At 39.6% G+C, this 23,652-nt stretch carries 16 protein-coding genes; 8 read left to right on the plus strand and 8 right to left on the minus strand.

All coding sequences use genetic code 11. The features are described 5' to 3' along the window. Positions 1–19: 19 nt before the first annotated feature. Together BV902_RS02985 and BV902_RS02990 are read right to left on the minus strand one after the other, a co-directional pair. Positions 20–298, minus strand: coding sequence for a DUF4342 domain-containing protein (locus BV902_RS02985; RefSeq protein ID WP_075990719.1), 279 nt, complete (start codon positions 296–298; stop codon positions 20–22). Positions 299–554: 256 nt separating this feature from the next. Further along, the gene (locus tag BV902_RS02990; RefSeq protein WP_075990720.1) at positions 555–2,789 is read right to left on the minus strand and encodes a glycoside hydrolase family 2 protein; all 2,235 of its coding nucleotides are present in this window, start codon (positions 2,787–2,789) and stop codon (positions 555–557) included. 455 nt (positions 2,790–3,244) lie between these two features. On the opposite strand from BV902_RS02990, the gene BV902_RS02995 reads away from it, so the two are divergent. Next, positions 3,245–4,852 carry a beta-N-acetylhexosaminidase gene (locus BV902_RS02995; protein ID WP_075990721.1) on the plus strand — a complete coding sequence of 536 codons (1,608 nt, stop codon included), beginning with the start codon at positions 3,245–3,247 and terminating at the stop codon, positions 4,850–4,852. A 65-nt stretch (positions 4,853–4,917) separates the two neighbouring features. Beyond that, complete coding sequence (locus BV902_RS03000; protein ID WP_075990722.1) at positions 4,918–6,426, plus strand: alpha-L-fucosidase; 1,509 nt, start codon at positions 4,918–4,920, stop codon at positions 6,424–6,426. 133 nt (positions 6,427–6,559) lie between these two features. On the opposite strand, the gene BV902_RS03005 is transcribed toward BV902_RS03000, so the two are convergent. The 6 genes from BV902_RS03005 to BV902_RS03030 all read right to left on the minus strand — a co-directional run bounded on the left by BV902_RS03005 (position 6,560) and on the right by BV902_RS03030 (position 15,701). Continuing rightward, positions 6,560–7,204 carry an HAD family hydrolase gene (locus BV902_RS03005; RefSeq protein WP_075990723.1) on the minus strand — a complete coding sequence of 215 codons (645 nt, stop codon included), beginning with the start codon at positions 7,202–7,204 and terminating at the stop codon, positions 6,560–6,562. Between the two features lie 186 nt (positions 7,205–7,390). Further along, the gene (locus tag BV902_RS03010) at positions 7,391–8,416 is read right to left on the minus strand and encodes an endonuclease/exonuclease/phosphatase family protein (RefSeq protein ID WP_075990724.1); all 1,026 of its coding nucleotides are present in this window, start codon (positions 8,414–8,416) and stop codon (positions 7,391–7,393) included. 7 nt (positions 8,417–8,423) lie between these two features. Continuing rightward, positions 8,424–9,803 carry a DUF5689 domain-containing protein gene (locus BV902_RS03015; RefSeq protein WP_075990725.1) on the minus strand — a complete coding sequence of 460 codons (1,380 nt, stop codon included), beginning with the start codon at positions 9,801–9,803 and terminating at the stop codon, positions 8,424–8,426. Between the two features lie 11 nt (positions 9,804–9,814). Continuing rightward, positions 9,815–12,532 carry a TonB-dependent receptor gene (locus BV902_RS03020; protein ID WP_075990726.1) on the minus strand — a complete coding sequence of 906 codons (2,718 nt, stop codon included), beginning with the start codon at positions 12,530–12,532 and terminating at the stop codon, positions 9,815–9,817. An 87-nt stretch (positions 12,533–12,619) separates the two neighbouring features. Then, positions 12,620–14,059, minus strand: coding sequence for a fimbrillin family protein (locus tag BV902_RS03025; protein WP_075990727.1), 1,440 nt, complete (start codon positions 14,057–14,059; stop codon positions 12,620–12,622). Between the two features lie 37 nt (positions 14,060–14,096). After that, positions 14,097–15,701, minus strand: a complete 1,605-nt coding sequence (locus BV902_RS03030) for a fimbrillin family protein (RefSeq protein WP_075990728.1) — start codon at positions 15,699–15,701, stop codon at positions 14,097–14,099. Positions 15,702–15,908: 207 nt separating this feature from the next. Between BV902_RS03030 and BV902_RS03035 the strand changes: the two genes are divergently transcribed. The 6 genes from BV902_RS03035 (at position 15,909) to BV902_RS03060 (ending at position 23,605) form a co-directional block, all read left to right on the plus strand. Further along, positions 15,909–16,988 (plus strand): clostripain-related cysteine peptidase, encoded by a 1,080-nt coding sequence (locus BV902_RS03035; protein WP_172840636.1) that lies wholly within the window; start codon positions 15,909–15,911, stop codon positions 16,986–16,988. A gap of 160 nt (positions 16,989–17,148) precedes the next feature. Then, a complete protein-coding gene (locus tag BV902_RS03040) occupies positions 17,149–17,853 on the plus strand; it encodes a hypothetical protein (protein WP_075990729.1) in 705 nt (234 codons plus the stop codon). 91 nt (positions 17,854–17,944) lie between these two features. Beyond that, entirely contained in the window at positions 17,945–19,915 is a 1,971-nt protein-coding gene (locus tag BV902_RS03045) for a DUF4836 family protein (protein WP_075990730.1), read from the plus strand. Between the two features lie 178 nt (positions 19,916–20,093). Continuing rightward, positions 20,094–20,894: a tyrosine-protein phosphatase gene (locus BV902_RS03050; RefSeq protein WP_237241929.1), complete on the plus strand. Its 801-nt coding sequence runs from the start codon at positions 20,094–20,096 to the stop codon at positions 20,892–20,894. A gap of 293 nt (positions 20,895–21,187) precedes the next feature. Further along, positions 21,188–22,750 (plus strand): DUF3843 family protein, encoded by a 1,563-nt coding sequence (locus BV902_RS03055; RefSeq protein WP_083663455.1) that lies wholly within the window; start codon positions 21,188–21,190, stop codon positions 22,748–22,750. 300 nt (positions 22,751–23,050) lie between these two features. After that, positions 23,051–23,605, plus strand: coding sequence for an RNA polymerase sigma factor (locus BV902_RS03060; RefSeq protein ID WP_075990732.1), 555 nt, complete (start codon positions 23,051–23,053; stop codon positions 23,603–23,605). The last annotated feature ends 47 nt before the right edge of the window (positions 23,606–23,652 follow it).

The following is a 23,652-nucleotide window of genomic DNA, read 5'->3' on the forward strand; positions in this document are numbered from 1 at the left end:
ATTACCCTTTATTTTTTACTTATTTGAGTTCGATCATCTTTTGATTTGCATTCTCTTCTTTTACTTCTTGAAGGATTGCAATTTCAATAGGTGCAATCAGACTTAAAATAATCAATGCAATGAAAGCTACAGGGAAAATAATTCCGATGATTACAGCTAATAGCAGGGAGATATTTAAGTATTCTTGTCCATTCTTGGAGGAAACTTTTAAACGGGAGCTTTTGAAGGAATCAAAAAGATCTTGAAAAACTTTAGTAATTGTTTTACTGTTGATGCTGAATGTTGTTTTAGTTGCCATGATGTTTATTTTTTAATTTTTTTATTTCTTATTTGATGACTCAAAGATAGGAAGCAAATATGGCCCTGAAGAGGGGCATTAGGCCAGTCTCGAGACAATCTCGGTAAACGACCCGCTTTTATCGGTTAATACTTTTTTGAAATTAGGGTAAGTGATATGATGATCAATATAGCCGAGGGGGATATATCCTTAAACAAAAAACAGGGGTAGCTTTTTAGGCTACCCCTGTTTTTTGTCTATTATTTTGCTAGCGTGATTATAGACCTACGTGCTCTGTTTTCGATTTTGTTGGTCCCGATGGTCCTTGTTTAAACGCTGGGTCATAGTTCCATTCAATCGTGTCGGTTAATACCTTACCGTCTTTTTGGATTACTTTTGCTTCCACAGCATTCTTTCCCGGTTTTAGCTTTACGTTTTCGAAGATGTAGTGTACATTGGTCTGACCAATTTTGGCTCCTTTGATCGTTTGCCCATTGATGATCAATGTTGGCTCACCTCTGTTCGAATAAACCGTAATAGGCGTAATTTCATTACCTCTATTGATCATACGACGCTGTGTAATATATAACACGGGTTCTTTGCTCCAATTGGCTTTGTACCAATAAAAGCCATCCTTCTTCAGTTTACGGTCAAAGGAAACCAGTCCTTTATAATTCCGGGGGTTAACGTTCAGCGCAGTAATGGGCGTGGCAAAATCGAATGTGTTCCAGACATAAGAACCTAGGAAAATTGGACTTTTGGATATCACGCCCCAATGTACTTCATGAAATTTGGTTGCATATTCTTCAGGGAAAAACGATGGATTGCTCCATTGATTTCCAAAATTTCCAACTTCTTCTGCTTGATCTTCGGGAATGGCTTCTGCACCATATTCCGAAAAGATAATCCGGTAATCTTTGAATTCTTCACTGATACGTTTTGCCCAGGAGGCGACATCATCCTCTTTATCTGATTTATCTTCCAGTTCACCATTGTACCAGCCAAAGTAATGATTGATGCCTTGTACATCTGCATTATTGTTAACTGGATGGTCGATAACATTGTAACCGCTGACAGAAACGGTATAGCGATCAGGATCTTCGGATTTAGCGAGGTCATTTAATTTGGTCGTTAGTTCGACGGTATAGGCAGAAGGAGAGTATACCTCATTGTGCATACCCCATATATAGATGGAAGGATGGTTGAAATTTTGGCGGATCAGTTCTTTCAACTGTTGTTGTGCGTTGTTGTCTTCCAAGGTGGTTACCCGATTGACAAACGGGATTTCGGCCCAGATAACGAGACCCATGCTATCGCATTTTGAATAGAAGTACTCAGACTGTTGGTAATGTGCCAATCGAATCGATGTTGCTCCCATTTCTTTGATGATTGCTAAGTCTTCGTCGTGGTCTGCATTGCTTAGGGCCGATCCTTTACCTAGTCGATCCTGATGGCGACAAACACCATATAGCGGATATTTGATATCATTTAGGAAAAATCCTTCACCGGTTCGTAATTCAAATTTACGAAGACCAAGAGGTGCTGTTACCTCATCAATTACCTGGTTGTTCTTTTTGATCTGTGTGACCACCTTATAGAGATAGGGATCATCTAAACCTTGCCATAAATGTGGACTTTTGACTAGGATTTGTTGCGTAACAGTTTGACGACCTTGCGGTAACAACGTGTACTGTGTGCTTTGTTTGCCTTTAATCGATCCGTCTTTTTCGAAAACGGTTGTCAATAACTCAATTGGTTGTTTTTTTCCGGATTTGTTGTCTATTTTTATTTTTACAGCAACATCGGCTGTTTTCTTGGAGACATTTTTTTGCGTGATATAGATTCCTTTAGCTGCAAAATCATTCACCGCAATATGGATGTCGTCGGTTACAATAAGCTCGACAGGTCTATAAATGCCGCCGTACATGGGGAAAAGGGTATGGTTAACAGGAATGACCTGTGGAGTAGCTTCATTGTTTACCTTCACCAAAATCTCGTTTTCTTTTCCAAATTGGAGCATATTGGTCAGTTCGAATACAAATGCAGAATAACCACCCTGATGTCTGCCCACGAAGTTATAATTTCCATTGCGTTTCGTATTGTCGTAGGTAATATCATTTTTGCCTTCTTTGGTAGGAAGGGGCTGATTGTTTACGTATACTTCTGTGTTGGTATTGACCCCTTCAAATCGAATGAAAATGCGTTTGCCTTTCCAAGCTGTTTCGGGAACAAAAGATTTACGATAATAAGCATCACCGGTATAAAAACGCTCATTTTTTCCTAAGCTACCGGACTTAATCTCTTTGGTCTGCATATCGTTTGCATTCCAGGTGTGCGGTAAATTGACAAGTTGCCATTTCCCTTCAAACAGTTGATTATAGTCTAATGTCGAAGTAGAAAAAGGTCCCTTTTTGAAAGTCCAGCTGGTATTAAATGGAACTACGGTTCGCGCTTGTACGTTCAATAGCAGTATTCCAATAAAGATTAAGGTATAAAAGATCTTTTTTATCATACGGTTTTAACTTAGGGTGTTGTATTTGTGTCTTCAAATATAGCTAACAAAATGATAATGACTAATTGGACTAGCCTCGGTAGAACTGCTATTCGATCTTGTTTTTAATTAATAGTGATCAAAATATCGCTATTAATAATTGTTTTTTCTTTATTCGCTTTGTTGCGTCCATCCACTACAACGTTTTCGAGATTTGCGCAAACGATTGACTATACTTAGACTACAGTAATAAATAATAAATTCTTTACCATTGCATTACAAGATAAACTGTGGACAGAACCGATATAAACAGTTCATACGATGGATTTTCGTATTCCTTTTACATCGCGTGCTGGCTGTGGTGAGCCGATTATAGCACAAACTAGGTTTGAATAATGTAGGATCGAACCTCGTTAGAAACAAATACTTTACACAAGCAGATTTAATCTGATCAGTTGAAAATAACTATAGAACGGATGAAACATAGATTAATAGGAACATTTCTTTTGGTATTCTTGACGATACAGTTTGTGGAGGCACAGGTTGCTATTATCCCACGTCCGCAACAGCAGGAAGCGCGGAAGGGGAAACTGATCCTGGGTAGAAATATAGGCATTATAAGCGATCCTTATTTTGATCCCACGATATTGTATTTCAAGAAGCTCCTACTTGGGCGTTTCGGAATTTCGGCCTATGTTGCGACCAAGGTCGACGAAGCCCAGGTTATGGTAAGCTGGGATAAAACACTTGAACATGAAGCCTATCGTTTGCAGATAGATGCTACTCATATTCGAATTTACGCTTCAGATAAATCAGGACTTGTCAATGGAATTGCAAGTTTAGACCAATTGTTGTCCGTTGCAGCCCAAAGCGGTGATCAGCGTGAGTTGGATGCTGTTGAAATTAAAGATAAAGCACAATTTACATGGCGCGGTTTTATGTTAGATGAGTCGAGACACTTCTTCGGAAAGGAAAAAGTAAAGTCATTGTTGGACTGGATGGCTTTCTATAAACTGAACAAGTTTCATTGGCATTTGACGGATGAGCCTGCGTGGCGCCTTAGTATACAACGTTATCCCTGGCTGGCTCAAATAGGTGGGATAGGCAATTATTTAGATCCCTATGCTGGAGTACAGTATTATACGCAAAATGATATCAGTGAGATTATTGCTTATGCTGATGAACGTAATATTGAGGTCATTCCTGAGATTGATATGCCTGGACATGCAACAGCGGCAAACCGCGCGTATCCGTTTTTATCGGGCGGAGGTAATGAAAAACACCCTGATTTTACTTTTCACCCAGCAAAAAATACGACATATTCATTTTTAAGCCATGTGTTGCGCGAAGTAAAAGCGCTTTTTCCTTCGACCTACATTCATTTGGGCGGAGATGAGGTTGCTTTTGGTAGTGATGCCTGGAACAATGATCTAAAGGTGCAGGAGTTAAAAAAGGCAGAAGGGCTGAAATCCAATAAGGAAGTGGAAGAGTATTTTATTCGACGTATGGCAGATTCCGTTGCCCGAATAAATGGAAAAATCATTGTTTGGGATGAGATGGTAGACGCAAAACTGAACAAAGCGCAGACTGTGATGATGTGGTGGCGCCATGATAGACCCGAACAGCTCAACAAAATTTTGGATAAAGGATATCAGGCAATTCTTACACCGCGTTTACCTTTATATTTTGATTTTGTGCAGCAGGAAAACCATCGGTATGGACGGAAATGGGGCAAAGGGTTTAACCCTATTCAAGATGTCTATAATTTTGCAGGCGAACAGTTGGATAGTTTAGGTGGTCGAAGAAAACAGATATTGGGTATCCAGGCCAATCTATGGACTGAAACCGTGACAAATACCAATCGATTGGATTATCTCGTCTTTCCGAGAATTGCGGCATTGGCGGAAGCAGCATGGACATCTGGCAAGCAACGTAATTTTGACCAATTCACTAAAGTGTTAAAGAAACATTTAGCATTGTATCGGGAACAGGGACTCTATTACTTTGATCCATTTCAGGACAGTAACCCTGAACCGGTCGTCATGAAGAAAGTACAGAAACAGTATATTGATCGTCCCGACTAGTTGCGTTTTTGTCTTTGAATAAGTTGGACTATATAGAATCGTGGTAATAAACAATTAGATAAAATATGATAAGCTATAACAGATTGATGATGCCCTTGCTCTTGGCTGGTGCGCTATTGGCCGGGAAAACTGTTTCTGCCCAATGGACTGGGCCACGCAAAAAGGTGGAGCAAAGAATTGACGTAAAATACGGGCCTTTAACACCGGCACATCGAACCGATGAAGCGATGGAACGTTTTCGGACATATGGTTTAGGACAGTTTATCCATTGGGGGCTTTATGCAATTCCTGGCAATGAATGGGAAGGAGTAAGCGCTCGTAAAGGTGCGGCCGCTTCCGAATGGATTCGTACCTGGAGTGGACCTACTGCACCAAAGGACTGGAAAAACACCTATGATAATTTATACAAGCAATTTAATCCCAAAGGATTTGACGCAAAGCTATGGGCTAAGCAGGCTAAAGAAATGGGGGCAAAATACCTGATTTTTACCACCAAGCATCACGATGGATTTGCCTTATGGCCTTCGAAGTATACAGACTATACCATTAAGAAAAGCCCTTATAAAAAAGACATCGTCAAGCAGGTTGTAGACGCTTACACAGCTGAAGGGATAGATGTGTTTTTGTATTTTTCGATCTTAGAATGGAATAATTCAAACTATATGGGTAAGGCGCCGTCTACACCGGAAGAAAAGGCAAAATTCAATAAGTTTTTGGAGTATACCCGTAACCAATTGTTGGAGCTGCTTCAAAACTATCCGCAGATAAAAGGATTTTGGTTCGATGGTACCTGGGATCAGTCCTGGATTCAGTCCTATGACTTTACCTATAAACTGGAGAAGGAACTCCGCGAGAAACACCCGGGCCTAATCATTGGTAGTCGTTTTCGAAACGATGAATTTGGAAAGCGGCATTTCGACTCGAATGGTGATATGTTGGGAGATTATGAGCAAGGCTGGGAACGCAAAATGCCGAAAGAATTTGAATGGCTAGAGGGGCGTGATTGGGATTGTGTGATGACCATCCCGCCTAACGGTTGGGGTTATATGAAAGATTGGTCGGGTATTTATACAAAGACATCCGACGATTTGATCGATATGTTGATGAATTGTGTGTCGATGAACGGGAATTTCGTGTTGAATTTTGGCCCAGATGGAAATGGTCGGATGCATCCAGGAGAGGATAAATTGGCGAAAGAGATTGGTGACTGGATCAAAATCAATGGTGAAGCTGTTTATGGTGTGAGACATGCAGGACTTGCTCCATCTAAATTGGGTTATTTTACAAAAAAAGAGGACAACCTCTATCTTACTGTCTTTAATCGACCGGTCAATAATATTGTCCGCATTGCTGTACCGAAGAATTCAGCTGAGGTTCCGGTAGAGGCTGTTTTATTGCAAAATGGTCAATCATTAGCTCTTAAACGTTCCGATATTGGTTTGGATCTTGATAAGAATACATATTATGATGTTGTTCTTCCGGCAACGTTTAGTACAGATAAAGCTTTTGTTTTAAAAATGAAGCTTGGTAGGCCAAAAGTACAGGGTGATCAACTCATGGATGCAAAAATGTAACTTTTGGCATTCGCGCGAAGGTTTTCGCGATCTCATCGGCATTTCAAATGTATATGTGCGCTATTCCAGACCACTGGGAGTGATCGAAAAAGGCGGGACTTAAATCAGTGTTGATTTAGGTCCCGCTTTTCTTTTATAGAATTTCCAACAGTTCCTGTGGATGGTGGATAATATGCTGTGCACCGTGTTGTCTTAACTCGCTCTCTTCCCGAAAGCCCCAAGTAACACCGATAGCTGTTACCCCTGCATTATTGGCGGTATCCATATCCACGGATGAATCGCCTACATAAAAGCAATCTTGTTTGCTAACACCGAGTGTTTGGATACTGTCGAAGACAATATCGGGATCAGGCTTGGCGGGGCGACCTGTTCGATGCCCCAGGACGAGATCAAATGAAATGTCGGGAAAGTATTCGGCCATCAAAGGTATCACCGCTTCATGGTATTTATTTGATGCTACCGAGATTAGATAGCCTAATGATTTCAGTTCTTGTAGTAGCGGTATAATCCCTGTGTAGGGTCGTGTATGCGATACAGGTTTTTGTTCATAATATGTCTTAAAAGCTGCAAGTAAGACTGTGATCGTCTCTACTGTCCGTGCTTCTTCGGGTAATGCCCTTTCGATAAGTTTCTGTACGCCATTGCCTACAAATTTCTTATAGGCAACGAGTGGATGCGTTGGGTATCCATGTTGTTCAAGAATAGCATTGCAGCTGTCCCCGAGGTCCTGTAATGTGTCTAGCAGTGTTCCGTCCAGATCAAATAGTATAAGCTTCATCTGATAAATCTAGTAAAAATTGCGGTTGAACCATGGTATAATAATGAGATTAAATGGTAGTTTATATCTTGTGTATAATAAAAGATTACTGAAGACTGGGGGAGATCAAAAAAAGATAGGAGCTCATATATAACGAGCTCCTATCTTTAATTCCGCTTAAGAAGAGTTAATCGGATTTCATTTATATTATTTTACCAAATAGATCAATGTTGGAAAGTGATCTGAGTAGCCATTGATAAATACTCCCCCAGAAAATGTTCGGTGCGGATAACCTTTGTTTCGACCTTCTTGTTGCACCAAAAAATCCCGATTGAAGATTTCAGCTTTGACAAAACGTAAACCCTTATTTTTATTGTCCAATAAAGGTCTGGAAATAATGATTTGATCAAAGAGATTCCATTGTCCCTGATAGCCCAGTGATCCAATGCCCTTATCGTAAAACGTCCACATGGTATTATATAAGCCCTGCGCAGGTACATCCTGCGGATTTTTCTTGGCCTTTAATACTTCCTTTACACTTTTATCTTTGGGATCATCATTTAAATCGCCCATGATAATAATCTTGGCCTCGGGGTTTTCGCGATATAACGAATCGCATATGCCTTTGGTAATACCTGCTGCAAATTCGCGAAGTTCAGAAGATTTATTGCCATAACGCGAAGGCCAGTGATTGACAATGATATGTACCGTATCTCCAGCAATCGTGCCGGATACCAATAGTTGATCTCTCGTCTTAAAGCCAGGGTTTTCTGGTAGGTTGAATGGATGAACCTTGTCATTAAAAGGCGTGAAGAATTCCGGATTGTAAAGGAACCCAACATCCACACCGCGACGGTCAGGAGAATCGTGATGAACGATCTTTAATCCCAGCTCACGGAGCTGGGGATCTCGTGTAAGATCTTCCAAAACCCGACGGTTCTCAATTTCGGCTACCCCAAGAGCAATGGGACCCAAACTAGAACTAGGTGAACCGATGGCACGAATCGCTCGTGCCATGTTTTTTATTTTTTGCTGATACTTAGCTTCTGTCCATGTATTGGCACCCTTTGGTGTAAACTCATCATCATTGATCGTTGAATCTTTTACAGGATCGTATAGATTCTCCAAATTGTAGAATGCGATGGGGTAAACCCGACGGTTGGTTTGTGCGAAACTTGTGTGTACAACAAATAAAAGGAGAAGAAAAATACAGCTGATGTGTTTATAGTTCATCTTTAATTTATTTAGTAACGATAATCGTATTGCCAGAACCGTTTCCGCCAGTTGCGCTTACGATTTTAATATTATCTAAACGGAAGCCAAAGGCATTGTCAGCGCCAGTCATTATAAATTCGACGGTACTTGTCGCTGCAGGTGTAATGTTTGGAATACTGACGGTGTAATATTTATTACGATCATCTGTTGAGTTGATCGCTACTGGTGTGCTTGGAATCGTATAAGTTGTTCCGTTGACCTTCACCTTCATAGCATTGAGGTTGGTCGCTTCACCAACATTGTAAATATTAGGAACAAGCTGGTAGCTCAATGTAAGATCCGTTTTGTTGGCCGTTTGTATTCCAGCGATTTTCAGTGTAATATCTTTGTTTGCCGTAAGCCATACTGAGGCACTGATTCCTGTCGCTGTACGAATATCTGCCGAACCACTTTCCTCGCTGTACGTCACCGGAGCTTTCATATCGAAATCGGTGAAATCTGCAATTTTAGGACGGTTGCCACTTGGGTAGGTACCATTTCCAAATGTCTCGTTGAAAATTGTTCCTCCGGTTTCAGGGTCAGTTGGTGTTGTTCCGGCGTCAGTTCCATCAAAGTCAATCACATCTGTTTTATCGCGCAGGAAGAGCTGCCAGCCTCCATTGTAACGGCCCAATATTCCGACTAATGTTCCATTCCCTTTAGGAAGAATATCTTTAGCAAAACTGGAGAAGTTACTGTTGCGGACATCCAATGTTTTGCCATTCGCATCTTTGACTACTTCGCTAACAGTCGCCGTTCCACCTGCGAAAGCATTGATACCACCATTGTTAAAACGCACATTTTTAATGATAATCAACTTGTTGACCATCGAAGCGTCTAATTTAGAAAGATCAACTTCCAATGGCGTTAAATTGGCCGCATTTGGCCATCCGTTTACTTTGGTATGCTCTTTGAAAATTTCCCAGGCGATACGGTTGGCATTTGTTCCACTGAAACCGATCTGTAGCTCACTACCATATTTCACCATGGACAGGCCTTTTAAGTTGATAAACACTTCCTGGCCTGCGCGGAAAGTTGTGTACATGCTATTTTGGTCGACTCCTAGATTGATGGCAGCAGTTTCATCCTGGATGTACAATTGTTTGTAGATATTACCCGAAATGTCGTTTCCGGTCACCAGTGCTTTAATGATCAGATCCTCATCGATTACTTTTGGATCGGTAATGTTAGCATATTTTTCTTTCAATGCGGCTATCGTTGTGTTGGCATTGGGCCCGTCATAGATCGGTTGAGTCAATAGGGGGGCTTCAGGATCACGCTTACAGGCTCCTGTAAATAAGATGAGTCCAATACAGATAACCGATAGCATCGATGTATAGACAGCTTGTATATTTTTTTTGTTCATTATTGTCGAGATTAAAATCTATAGGATACATTCATAAAACAGTTGATTCCCTGCATGTAATAATATTTGGATGCAAACTTATTTGCTGCAGTAATATCCAAACGTGCATTTTCGAAACCTCCAGTTCTGATGTTTTTGTTATTTAAGACGTTATTGACCGCTAAATTGAAGTTCATTGAATTGCGATTTTTCAGGTAAAGAATTTTACCGATTGATAGATCGACTGATGTGCTATTTTTGAACTTTTCTTGATCAGTAAGGATATGATAAGCATTATCGAGCTCTGGATCGTAAGGATTGATGGTGCTGTAGTTAGATGCCAACTGACGAAGAGGAGCTTTCGATAGATACATATCGCCAGCGTAATTTAAATTAGCGCCAAAAAACCAGTAGTTTACGAAATAACGGACTCCTAAAGTTCCTGCGGTCTGTGGCATTCCACCAACATAGTAGTTATTGAGGTACACCATCTCGCGTTCATTATTGATCAATCCATTTTCGGAGTTTTGTGCTCCCATTGGGTTGTTGCTGTAATAGTATTCAGCCTTTGTTGCTGCGAGATCAATGCTCCAATTGTTGTCAACTTTATAGGTCAATCCGAGCTCTATCCCTCTATTGACCTGGTTCATGTCTTTTAGACCATGGTTGATAAAGGTACGGGCGGCATCGTTATAGTAACTTTGTCTGCTGATGAGATCTGTAAAGTTGGTCTGAAATACCGATAAACGACCATTTAGTTTCGGCAAGGAGAAGACATAACTGATATCTGTAGAGAATATCTTGGCACTTTTGAGGTCTTCAAAAGTAAAGTCACTTACCCTTGGTGAGATATAAGCATCATTAGCCAATGGTGCTTTGGTCTGATAGCTGATTTTGGCGTTTAATAAATGACGGCCATTGAATTTGTAGGTCATTCCCCCCTTGAAAGCATAGTCAAAAAAATGGTGTTCTTGCCCTTTACCATATGAATTGGTCGGGAAGCGTCCATTTTTCATGTAGCCTACACGTTGAAAACTGGTGTAAGAAAGCTGTGTAGCGTAGAAAAAGTCGATGTTCGAATACGTGTATTCGTTTTGTAGCCATGCATTCGCAGACTTGATATTGATGTTGTAACGATATCCAAAAATATCATCTTTGCGTGCCTTAAAGTTGGGATTTAACAAGTCGTTTTGGCTCTGACCTGTATTTTGTCCAAAGTCACGTTCAGAGAATTTGTCAATATCCAGTACATATTCAGCGCCCAGCAGATCCGCTACAGTTTTATATTGTTGGGATTGTGATCCTTTGGCGCCGATACCGAGCGTCAATTTAGCATGCTCATTGATCGTTTTGTTGAGTGTTGTATTGAAACTGCTTTCCAATAGGTCGCTATGGCGTTTCTCCAACATGTAGATGGCTGCACCATCGTTGATTTTATTTTCGAGCTTGTTGACGAGGTATAAATTGTCCCAATCCACTTGCGATACTTTTGCCGATTGCCAAAGGTTGCTGTAGTATTGATTTGTGATGGAATCCGTAAAATAGCTCGGCAAATTGCGGTAATAGTCGGGTCTTGGATCCGGACCGTTGTACCAGTTTAATGCTGTACTGGCATACTTGCCATAGTGCAGCGATATACCTGTCGTTAGTTTTGTATTTGGATCGATTTTCCAGATATGTGAAAGGATTGCGGTAGGGTCATAAGCAGTGACGATACGCGAGTTCCTGATTTTTCCGTCTTGGTAGCCCCAATTGGGGTTGTATAGGTTGTTGTCGAGGAGATCATAGGCTTCCTGGAAAGAACCTGATTGTTGGCCGCGCTCTACCGGTGAACCAAAGGTGACCAGTGATAAACTATGTTTGCCTTGCTGGAATTGTTTTTCGATGGAAAGTGCGTAGGAGAAGTTTTTGTAAAATGTACCTTCAATATTTCCTTTGTCTGCATAACGACCACCGATTAAGCCTGTAAATGCCCAGCCATTGTCCATTAGTCCCGTTGAATAGCTCAGCATACCTCGGCTATAGTAATTGCGGTTGGTGTATGTGGCTGTTGCTTTTGCTCCTTTGGCGAAGGCGCTGGCGCGCATATTGATATTTTCGGAACCGCCGATGGAGCCGAATGTAAAGGTCGAGGCGTCCATAGCATTGTCTTGGTCTCCATTTCGGGTCAAATCATTGATGGCACCGATGGAAGCATAGTTGAAGACTCCGCGCAATTGGTCGTTGAAGTGTACGCCGTTGATGTATTTTTGTTCGTAGCGGTTGTTGTATCCGCGGAGGCGAAAACGGAATTGAGAGAGCTGATAACCAATTTTGTTGATGTATATGTCGTTAGAAAGGATAATCTTGGCTGCAATGTTTTGGTCGAAAGATTCGTTGTCATCATCCAATAGATCATCGGCAGCCATGCTTAGTTGTACCATGTTGTCGTTGTCGGTACTTGGAAGGACGTAGATATCGTCCATTTTGAGCAGGCCGGAGGCCGGGATCTGAACGGTAATTTTGATCTCCTGGATATTACCACCTGTGATCAAGATAGTTTCCTCACCCGAGTTTAACTTCGGTAGACTGAAGTTCCCTTTGGAATCGGTGACGACCGACTTTTGATTTTTCTCAAAGACGAGACGTACATTGGAGAAAGGTTCTTTGCTCACCTGGTTGCGGACAATACCCTGTACATTGGCCCTTTGGGCAAATATAGGTGTACTGGCAGCAGATAAGAGGGCAAAAAGTATGTATTTTTTATACATAGCTTGAGGTTAAATAGTGAAATGTATTTAGATGACAAATGCAACACATTTTAGATGTGTTGCATTTGAAGATGTTTTTATTGTATTTTATTTTTGGCCTTTAAGAGAAATATTGTCAATACGGATACCAACAGTATTATTTGTTGCTGTCGTTGAGAATGTTAATTTGGAGCTAGCAGGAACAGATGTTGCCGCCGAAAGATCAACTTCTACCGTGTAAAAAATATTTGCATCATTATTGTCTTTCGACAATACTTTGGAAATGGCGCTGAATTTTTGGCCATTTAGATCTATCGACAAGTCTTTTACATCGAATTTCGTACCTGCATTGAATACATTGGCTGCGATGTCAAATGTAAGTTTCAATTTAGCAGCTTTTTCTGTATTGATGTTGCTGATCGCTAATTCAGCTTCCTTATTAGCAGGTAGCCATACGTGATTTGTTTGATTTTCTCCACTTTTTAAGTAGCGAATATCAGATACAGCAAATTGATCTGCATAAGTTACAGAAGTATTTGACCAGCCGTTGAATGACGCAATCTTAATGTTTGAGACTGTTGTTTCACCAAAATTCTCTTCATACAATGTTTGTTCTACAGGATCAGTTGTACCGTCGTTATCTTCGTCTTTACCGATCACGTATGAACCCGACGGTACATCGGTCCAGTCTGTAATATTGCCAGAAGCCACAATAGCAGCATTGTTTCCAGCCTGCTCTTGTAAAGTGATATTGTAGCTGTATTTTTTACCCGCTTCGTAAGTTGTTGATGATGGTAAAGTCCAGGTATAGATCTCGTTACCAATTTTGAATTCAACTTTTGCACCGGCAACGCTAGCTACAGGTAATAAGATAGTCTCTGCCGCTGTTGTTGTTGTTCCTGCTGTTGTTTTTGCTTTGATGGCAGCTGGATTAGCACCTGCAGCTAGTGTTCCTGTTGCTAGGTCGAAGTTCGCTGTAGTATTAAATCCATTGTAAGTTACGGTAAGACCAGTTAAAGAGCTTACACCAGTTCCTGCAGCAATAGTCAATTCGACTTTGCTGAGTTTGTGGCCAAATTGCAGTTGCGCATTTGGCTTATTCTTGTTGGCTCCAGTTACGTTATTAGCGTATAACAGATCAATTTTATTTTGTTGGGTTTGATCAGCTACATTAACTGGATAAATGTTGTTTGTGATTGTTGTTTGGTAAGGGTAGTAGGCAATAAAATCTACATTGGAGCCATCAGCTGGATAATTGATTTCTTCTGTAGTGCTATTCGCTTTGAAGTTTCCGTCTCCACTTGTCGTTACATACTGTTTGTTGCTTGCTAATGCATTGCTTAAACCGCTGCCGGTTTTCATGAAAACACCGATTGCATCGTTGCTTTCCCAATTTGCGCCAGCAGCCTTTGTGGTCACTTGGTTAGAGATTGTTGACGAAAAAGTCACCGCTTTGGTGATTTCTTGTTCTGAAACAGGTGCCTTTTGGCAGGAGCTCGTTACGGCAGCTGCCGCAGTCGCTAGGAATAAAAGTTGGTTTACTTTCATAATTAAACTGAATTGATATGACTAAATCGTTTATTAATTATTTCCAAATGGAGGTATTTATGTTCCCTTTTTGTGTATCATTTAGATCAGGAAAAAATGTGAAGCCAGTTGCTTTTTCGAGATCGCTTACGGTTAATCTATAATTTTCGAAGGTTACTCCTGAAGGCGGGGTTTCATTGTTTATTTTGTAGGCAATGGTATAAAATTCGGAACCTTTCTTCATGGCTAATGCTTTGAAGTAATATTTGGGTTTGGCGATATCTTTTCCGTCATTGTCCTGAGCAAAATCTAGGCTATTTTCGGTGCTTGTCTTAGGCATTGCACCAGTTACAATATACATGGTGTCGCACTGTGCCGTCCATGTTCTGACTTTGGTTTCCAGGTTTGCCCAAATTCCTTGGTTAAGTCGAGATACCTGAGCTGTCATGTTGGTAAAATAAAACGTTGTTTTATTTTGGGTTGTATTTAAGTTGCGGTCTGCACTTGGTAACTGGTGACCTCTGTCATAGCCTGTTGGCTGGAAACCTTTAAATAGATTGGGTTGAAACGCAGTAGATACTTGCGGATCATATCCCCATGCATCTGTACGATTGCCTGATCCAAGGATGCTGCTGTATAATGGATAGGCTACCCAATAAGCCATTTTTAACTTTTTATCATAGAGCATCGCGTAATTCCTACTGTCGCTTGCATCAGGCATAAAATGTTGAATAAATACCTCGTCATTGCCTAGGTTACTCATTTTTGGGATTTCCAAATAAGCTTGTGAATCACCGATTCCACCACTTGGCTTGCCATTGTCGATTTTAATATCGAAGCTATATTGATTTCCAGCTATTAAATTTTTTAAATTCTGATTTTGCGGGATTGTCCAGGTATAGGTATCTCCATTAGCGGCCATAAACTTAATAGCTTTTCCTGTAATGTCTTCATCAGGGAGTAGTATAAATTCTATGCGAGCCGTTTTATTGGCATTTACTGATACTTTTCCTTGAACATCTTTTTTCTCCGTCGAATTGACCGTCAATTTTCCTGTTGTTAAGTCAAATCCTCCTTGCGTGCTTATGGACGGCATTTTTACGGTAATCTGGTTTGCTTCCAATGCGGCTGTATTGGTAATGGATAGATTAATGCTGACTTTACTCAATTGACGTACGAAAATAAGGGGGACCGTATTGTTACTCTTGTCGATGTTTTTAGCATTGTTTGCGTACATCAGATCTAAAGCTGTGGGATTAGACTGATCACTTAAATCAATTGGATATTGAAAATCTGTAAGGGATTTATAAGGATGATAGGCTATAAAATCTACTTTTTCAGCAGATAGGAAGATTGGGCGGGCACTTTGGAATAGTGAGCCATTGAAAGTAAATAACTGATTTTTGACCTGATCAACAATGGAAGCTGCTTCCAGGGGCTGGCCAGATTTGAACATAAATACTCCGATTTGGTCATTCTGGTCCCAGGAAGTTCCGGTAGCTTTTGTGTTGATTTGACCGACAATAGTTGGGGTAAATTGTACTGCAGCCTGCTCAATTCGAGATTCAGTTTTCTGACATGAATTAAATGTAAGCAATGCAATCATAAAATAAGCTATTCGCAACATATTCTGTCTTCGAATAGTTATGATCTTGTTAATCATATTGATAGTTAGTGTTTGTTAATAAAGTAATGACAAAAATACTTAAGTTAAGTTAAATTAAAGTGAAGCTTTTATATTCTTTTGTGTAATTAAATGTTTGGTTGATGTATCAGTTTGATTTTTAGGTATATTTGTTGCGATTTTAATTGTGTTTTGATGAATCCCATCTGGTTTAGAATATTTTTGGTGTTTTGCATGCCAATTGTTATGCTGTTAAATAGTTGCAATGACAAAAAAGATACTGCGATAGAGAAAGATAGCAGAGTTGTGTTGGTTTATATTGGGGCCAATAATAACTTGGTTTCAGATGCTTACAATAGTATTAATGCAATGGAAGAGGGAATGGTTGGATTAGATGCAGATGTATATGTGTATGCGACTTTGGCAGGTTCTACACCTAAAATTTATAAAATTGTTGCTGACCAGAGCCCGGAAATAAAGAGTACGGTCATCAAATCTTATGGGGATCAAGATTCGGCGAATCCAGTAGTGATGAAGCAAATCCTGCAGACGATGAAAGGATATGTTGGTAATCGTCCATCAGGTCTGGTTCTATGGTCACATGCAACAAATTGGCTGCCGAATGTTGGGGTCAAGTTAATGTCGTTTAATGAAGATCGGGGAAATAAAACGGAGTTGCGAGATTTGCAGTCGATCATTCCTTCTGGGCTTGATTTTCTCTTATTTGACGCCTGTTCCATGGCAAGTGTCGAAGTATTATATGAACTTCGGGATAAAGCGAAATATACGATAGCTTCTCCAGCAGAAGTGCTTTCAACCAGTATGCCTTATCATTTGGTCTTGAAACACTTGATCGACCCTGATCTTGAACGGGGGCTGATATCTACTGCGACAACGTATTTTAATTTTTATAATCAGTTGACAGGACTCTATCGATCTGCGACTATTTCTGTGGTCAATAATGCCTATTGGTCGGATCTTGCAAAGAACGTTCACGTCGCACTGACCAGAGCCCCGCTCACAGGGATCTATCGCGATAACTTACAGCGATTGGATTTTGATGAAAAATCCTTATCGGCTGGCTTTGATTTTCTTGATTTTGTACATCAGAATATGTTGCCGACTGAGACTACCGCTATCGAGGCTATAGTTTCGAAATTGGTTATTTATAAGGCGAATACAGAAACTTTTTTAGGTAAACCCATTTTGCGATTTTCTGGACTGTCCTGTTATGTCCCCAATGATTTAAATAAGTGGATACATCCCTATTATAATTCGCTCCAATGGGCTAAGGATAGCGGTTTTAATTCCTTTGTGAAGGAGTAATAGCATTGCATTGGTTTTCTTCATTTTTCCCTGAAATCAGGTAGTAAACTGCATTCTCGTTTTTAATAAATTTGTCAATAGGAAAAAAATAGCACAATGTTTGCTGTTCATGTCAAAACATATATTGATTTGACAAATTATTAATCGTTACAACGTTGTAATGGAAGAAGTACTTAAAGTGAAAGGAAAATTGAAAAGATTTTATACGATAATCTGTGCCGTTGTAATGGCGTTGACATTATCGAGCTGCTTTGATTTTGTTGAGCAGATCGACTTAAAAACGAATGGTTCTGGGCATATTGCAGCGACATTGAATTTAAGTAAAAGCAAAACCAAGGTAGCTTCTTTAATGAAGATGAAAAGTATCAAGGGAATCCAGATCCCTTCTCAAGCCGACATGGAGAAAGAAATTCGATCTGCTGTTCAGCTGCTCAAGCAGACTAAAGGTATTTCTAATGTACAGTACAGCACAGATTTTACCAATTATATCGTTAATATTTCATGTGACTTTAGTCAGATAGAATCGTTGAATGCCTTTTCAGATATATTGGCAAATCGATTTAAAGCGAAGATATCGAATTCAAACCGCTATTATTATAACGCGCAAAGCAATGTGTTTGAACGCAAATTTGTGGCTTCTGCTGACTGGAAGACAAAATTCAATCAGCTGGGAAGCGATAATACGACCCAGTTTGCAGATGCATTCTATACGCAGATTATTCGTTTTGAAAAACCGATAGCATCTCAGGTAAATGGCCTGGCAAAGGTTGCCGGAAATAAGAAAGGGGTCTTGCTAAAGCTACCTTTTATGGATTTGGTATATGGTAAATCGAGTTTGGCAAATAAAATCACATTAACAAAATAACCTAATAACATTGGTGAAACCAGGGCCATATTTAGTTGCTGAAAGCGCTTCTATAGAGTAGGTTGGGTGTAGCTGAAAAATTATTTATAAGATGAAATCAAAATTTATACTGGTAGGATTAGCCTGTTTGTCTTTTGGGACAAGTGTAAAGGCGCAGGACTTGATCAAACAGATCCCTGAAGATGCAGAAATGATTGCGGCCTTTAACGTAAAAGATATTGTACAGAAGGCTAATGCAAATAAGCTGAACGAATTGCTTCAGAAAGCAGGTTTTTTTGAAAAATCAGGAATTTCAGCGAGCAATGATATTAAAAATTTAGGAGTAGACCTATCCCAGACGGCCTATTTTTATACCAGAAAGACCGATAGTATCAGTTTTACGGAATTTATATTTTCCTTGAACAACAAGGGGCAATTTGAGAAACTGCTTCATGAGGCGGGAGAACCCCAGGCATTTGCCAATGGTTATACGAGCATAGGTCTCAAAGCCGGCAGTATGTTGGTGTATAACGATCGGATTGCTCGATTTATTTCGGCGACGACAAATACCACCTTTTTGGATAATGATTCGATCGCTAGTCGTTATGGAATCAAAAAGGTGGATTACGTTGCACGTCCAGCCGACGACGAAGATGCTTGGGCAGATACAACTGTAGCCGCTGTGGATTCGGTTGCCGTAGTCTGGGATGCAGATGAAAATCTAGCTGTACCGGTATCCCCACCGGTTGCGATAGCTGTGGAGCCTGATACGATAGTAGGTGCTACGGAAGTACTGCCACCTGTTGCTGATATTGCGATGGATGAAGCGGCAGAAATACATGATCCTAGTTATTATGATTCACTTTATACGGCCTATGAAGATCAAAATCGGAAAAACGATTCTATTCGTAACGGCTTACGCGATAAATGGTTGTTGAATGAGGTTACCCGTTTGCTTTCAGGAAATCATAAGTCCCTGTCAATTTCAGATCAGGAGAAAGTTCTAAAAAATCTGGGACTTATTCGATTGTATGTTCCTCATGTAGAGGATCTATATCGTGGTCTATTGCCTTATACCACCTCTCTTCCTTATTATTACATGGGGATCAAACTGGATAAGTTCAAGACCGGTTATCAAGACGGTCTATTGGATTTAGTGCAAGAGGGGAATGTGCTGAAATTAAAGGGATCTGTGGGTTTAGATAAGGCCCTTGCTGAGATGACCAAAAGAATGTATGCGCGAAAACCTAATTCGAAGTTCAGTAAATATTTAACGGATAAAACCTTAGGTTTTTTTAATGTGAATATTAATTCGGAGGCTTATCTGAGAGAGATGCCTGCTTATATGGCAAAATATTATAGCGGTTTGTTGGGGCCTCAACAGGATGTTGTAGAATGGGGACTGATGGCTCTCGAAATAGCGCTAGATGAAAAGGCCATTGCCCAGGTGATGCCAGGAGACCATTTGGTTGTCGTGAACGGTCTTCGGAAGTTCAAAAAAGACTATATCGATTACACCTACGACGATGATTACAATGCAACCGAAGTGAAAAAGACGAAGGAAGAAACACTTCCAGTATTTATTTGGATGTTCACATCAAAGGATCAACGTCTGATAAAAAAAGGCTTGGACATGGCTGTTTCAAAGCAAGTTGGGCAGGTCTATGACGGTATTTATTCGTTTTCAAAACAGAAAGCCAAGGATTTTCCAATGTATGTTCTCTTGAAAGAAGACCTTGTAATGGTCAGTAATGATTCATTGTCTCTAAATGATATCCGTCAGAATAAGATGAATGCTCCGGGAAATAAAGATTTTGTAAAACTGATGAAGCAAAACAAGATGTCTGCGGCTATTGACCTACAAAAGTTACCGACAATGTTAAAGGAAATGGGGGTTGCACCTGATAAACAATGGGAAGGAACACTGGCGCAACTCAATCAATATGGCAGTACCGCAATTACTTCCAAAGGTGTGGTTGGTAACCGTGCTGAGGTTGAAATGTCGACAAGATTGCCGCAGACCAGTGATGGTGCGATCAGTTATTTACTCGATCAAATTTTGGCGGAATTAAATAAAAAGTAACTAAAGGAGGGTACTGAACAATTTTATTGCACTATTGTTTGGTTTTCTTTTGTAATATTATGGTTATATTTTTATAATGTTAAAATAATATTAAGATCGTTTACTGTGTTTGTCGTACTTTTGGTGTTTAATTATTCGCAGGGAAAACAAAATAACTAAACGATTTATATATCACGATATGGGGATATTTTCAAAACTGTTTGGAAACAAAACTCAGGATTCAAAAGTAAAGGTTGTCGGTAAATTGGCCTTCTTGGAGGTGGATATGCATAACCATATCCTTCCTGGAATAGATGATGGAAGTCAATCAATTGAACAATCATTAGTATTGTTGAAAGGGCTTGGCCGAATGGGCTTCGAGAAATTTATCTGTACACCACATATTATGGATGGTGTACATCCAAATTCGATTCGTACGATTGATGCTGCTAAGGACAAATTACTAGCTGGTATGGCTGGGATGCCTAATATGCCGGAAATTCATGCTGCAGCTGAACATATGATTGATGACGGGATCGTGAATCTCATCGGATCAAATGAACTCTGTGTTATGCCCGGTGGTTATGTGCTTATAGAGATGTCCTATTTACAAGAATCCAAAGCGCTATTTCAAACGATATTGGATATACAAAATCTCGGTTATCAACCTATTTTAGCGCATCCAGAACGTTATAATTATTACCATTATAACTTTAATATGTATAAACAGATTAAGGATGCCGGTTGCATGTTGCAGCTAAACTTGTTGTCTATCAGTCGGTATTATGGTGTTGAGGTGAAATCGGCAGCTTTGACGATGATTAAATCTGGGATGTATGATTTTGTGGGGTCAGACGCACATCATGAACGCCATTTGGCCGCTTTGGAAGATGTGGTGGCTAAATATCCTGTACGTGATTTACTCAAAACATGTACCATATTGAATCCGACATTGCAAGACCATTTGGGAAGTAGTAAGAATGTAATTGCTACTGGCTAACATCAAAATATATTCATTGGAAAAAGAGATACTTTTTTAGGTATCTCTTTTTTGTGACAATTTTTATCTTTCCTGGCGGATACCGCCTGCTTTTAGTCCAGTTAGTCTTCTTTGCAGTAAGGACGTATTTTAGAATTTCACGAGGGATTCTTGGGTGTTATTTGCTGTTTGCGGTTGCTTTAACTCATGGATATTATTTTCGTCCGCGTTTGTGTTTTGCCCGTATGGATATTTCGAAAATTTGGCTACTTTTGGTTTTAGCATTTTTCATATGAGAGGAAACAGAATTTTTTATTCAAGACTGGATAGCACACCATACTTATCAAAAAACAAACGAAATAGATAGTTATTACTTACGCGTTGCAAATGAAATCAATGATAGTTTATCTACACTATGGTTTGAGGAGCAAGAGACAAATGATCTCATCCATACCGATGCTTTAAAGACATTGAGTATCTATCTAACGTGTTACTTAGAGGACGTTATTGCGAAAACAGGAATTTTTGCTGCTTTTAGAACGATCCATACAGAACTATACAATCAACTTTTGCCTTTTTATAATGATAATGACCTAACGGATTATTATGCTGAGGATATTAATAGTGAAGATATTGCTGTATTGACCTGGTTATTTTTCAGTGAACGTAATCCACATTTATTTATTGATCCCCGTGGTCGTTTGATCCAATTGGTTACAGATTTGGCTTATTCGATCTTGGAAGAACATTATGAAGTTGCTCCTGAAAATGAAAAGTTAAAACTAGAATATGTTTTGAACGAAGGGGCGAACTATTTTGAAGTCCGTAATTTTATTGAAAAGCTTGTTGCCACAAATTACCTGACAGCGGGTGAATATAACACCAATCTCAATCATTTGATGCAAGTTGCGGAGATAGGGCGATATCAGCACGATCAGAATCAGTTACAACAGATGATCTATCGCGTTCGAGATAACCATTTCAATAATTACAGACTGCATCTGTTTGCATTGAAGGCATCTGAATTTGTAGCTGAGGTGGTTGGCAAAGAACATGCGCTATATGGTATTGTCAAAACTTTAGGTAATCGTATTAATAGTTTTTTTGAATATGTAAAAGCGGACGAGCTTTATGTGCATGTAAAACATATCGGTACAAAGACAGCATTTAAAATCTTTAAGGACTCTATACAGCAATTTGTTGAACCTACGGAAACCTTATCTTTCTATATGGAAATTGTGCCATGGAAAGATGCTTGGAATCTCTCTGGAATCATGACCGTTGTGAATACCGACGAGGTAAATTTTGATTTACCGGAGCAGTATGAGATGACTTATCGCATTGAGGCCTTGAATGGTAAGGATAAGAGCTTGAAGAAAACGGAAAAGCAGCTGAAAGATATGGGAAAATTGTTCCAGTCAGAGCATAAGGCGGCTGTTGCGTTTATGGAAGGAAAAGAAGTGAAGGAATTTGCAACAGATTTCTTTAAGAAGTATCAACAAAAATATCCGAGCAAAGAAGAATCTCCACTTCCAGAATCAAATTTGGATCTTACGGAAGATGCCCAAGTTACGGTATTCTTTAATCCAAAAACGGGTTTAGAAGTTTTTGGCGGTATAGCGGAATTTTTTCCATTAAAGAATAACAACTTTGTAGAGAAAGATGATCAAAGTGAGGTACCTTATGCACGGTATTTTTTGAATCTTTTGGTTGAAGATTTTTTCCCAAGCGAGTTGCCGAAGTACTATGTTAATCTATTTAAGGCGGAGGTAGATAAACAGTTCTTCTTTCCAGTGGACGATGCGGTACTTGATTTCTTTCTCCGTTTTTATAAACGAGGAACTTACTTCTTGGGGCCATTTCCGTTATTAAAATAGTAAGCAGTATTGTAATCAATAGAAATAAATAAAAATTCCATGGCATACATGTCATGGAATTTTTTTATGTATTTAAGTCAGGTTATTCTTTGCTATAGAAGATTGCGTGGTCTCCTGGCCATTATTTTGTTGATCGAATACCCCATCCATGCATATGTGTTAATTTAATATAAATTGATTATAACTAAATTGTTATCACTTGTTGAGCTTGAGCTTACATGCCGCACATCCTACGCATTTCATGGGCATATTTTAAAAAATTCTCACTAAACTTGTAGGATCAATTATATGTGATGAAGAATGCCTATTGAAAATAATAATGCCCTGGATTTTAAAACCTTCTTTTTGTTGTATAAGGACAAAGTCTATAAATATGCTTATTTACATCTGAAAGAAGAACCAGCTGCTGCGGATTTAGTCCAGGAAACATTCTCCCGAATTTGGAAAAAATGGGCGGAATTAGACGGGAATAAAAATCCGCAGTCTTACCTCTATACGATTGCCCGAAACCTTGTATTTGACGAATTGCGGAAACAAAAGATCAGATTCCAATTTCAAGCTTCAGATATCGATCAGACCAAATTGGTAGACAATTCGAATGAGGAAGCTATTCGGTTTAAAGATTTGGAGCGAGTTTATCGTGAGGCTATTTCAAAACTCCCAAAAGCGCGACTCGAAATTTTTCTTTTGAGTAAAGAAGAGTTTTTGGATAATCAGGAAATTGCAGATAGGCTTGGGATTTCCGTTAATACCGTCCGTGATCAATTGGTCAAAGGCAATAAGTTCGTTCGGCAATATATTATTGATCATTTTGAGATTTCAATAGCCCTATTGATTTTTTTAAATATTTTTTAGAGCCGCATCGTCTTTCGGTCATCTAGGTACGTATATGTATTTAAAGA

Origin of the sequence: Sphingobacterium sp. B29 (genome assembly GCF_001952815.1) — a bacterium.
Lineage (GTDB): Bacteria > Bacteroidota > Bacteroidia > Sphingobacteriales > Sphingobacteriaceae > Sphingobacterium > Sphingobacterium siyangense.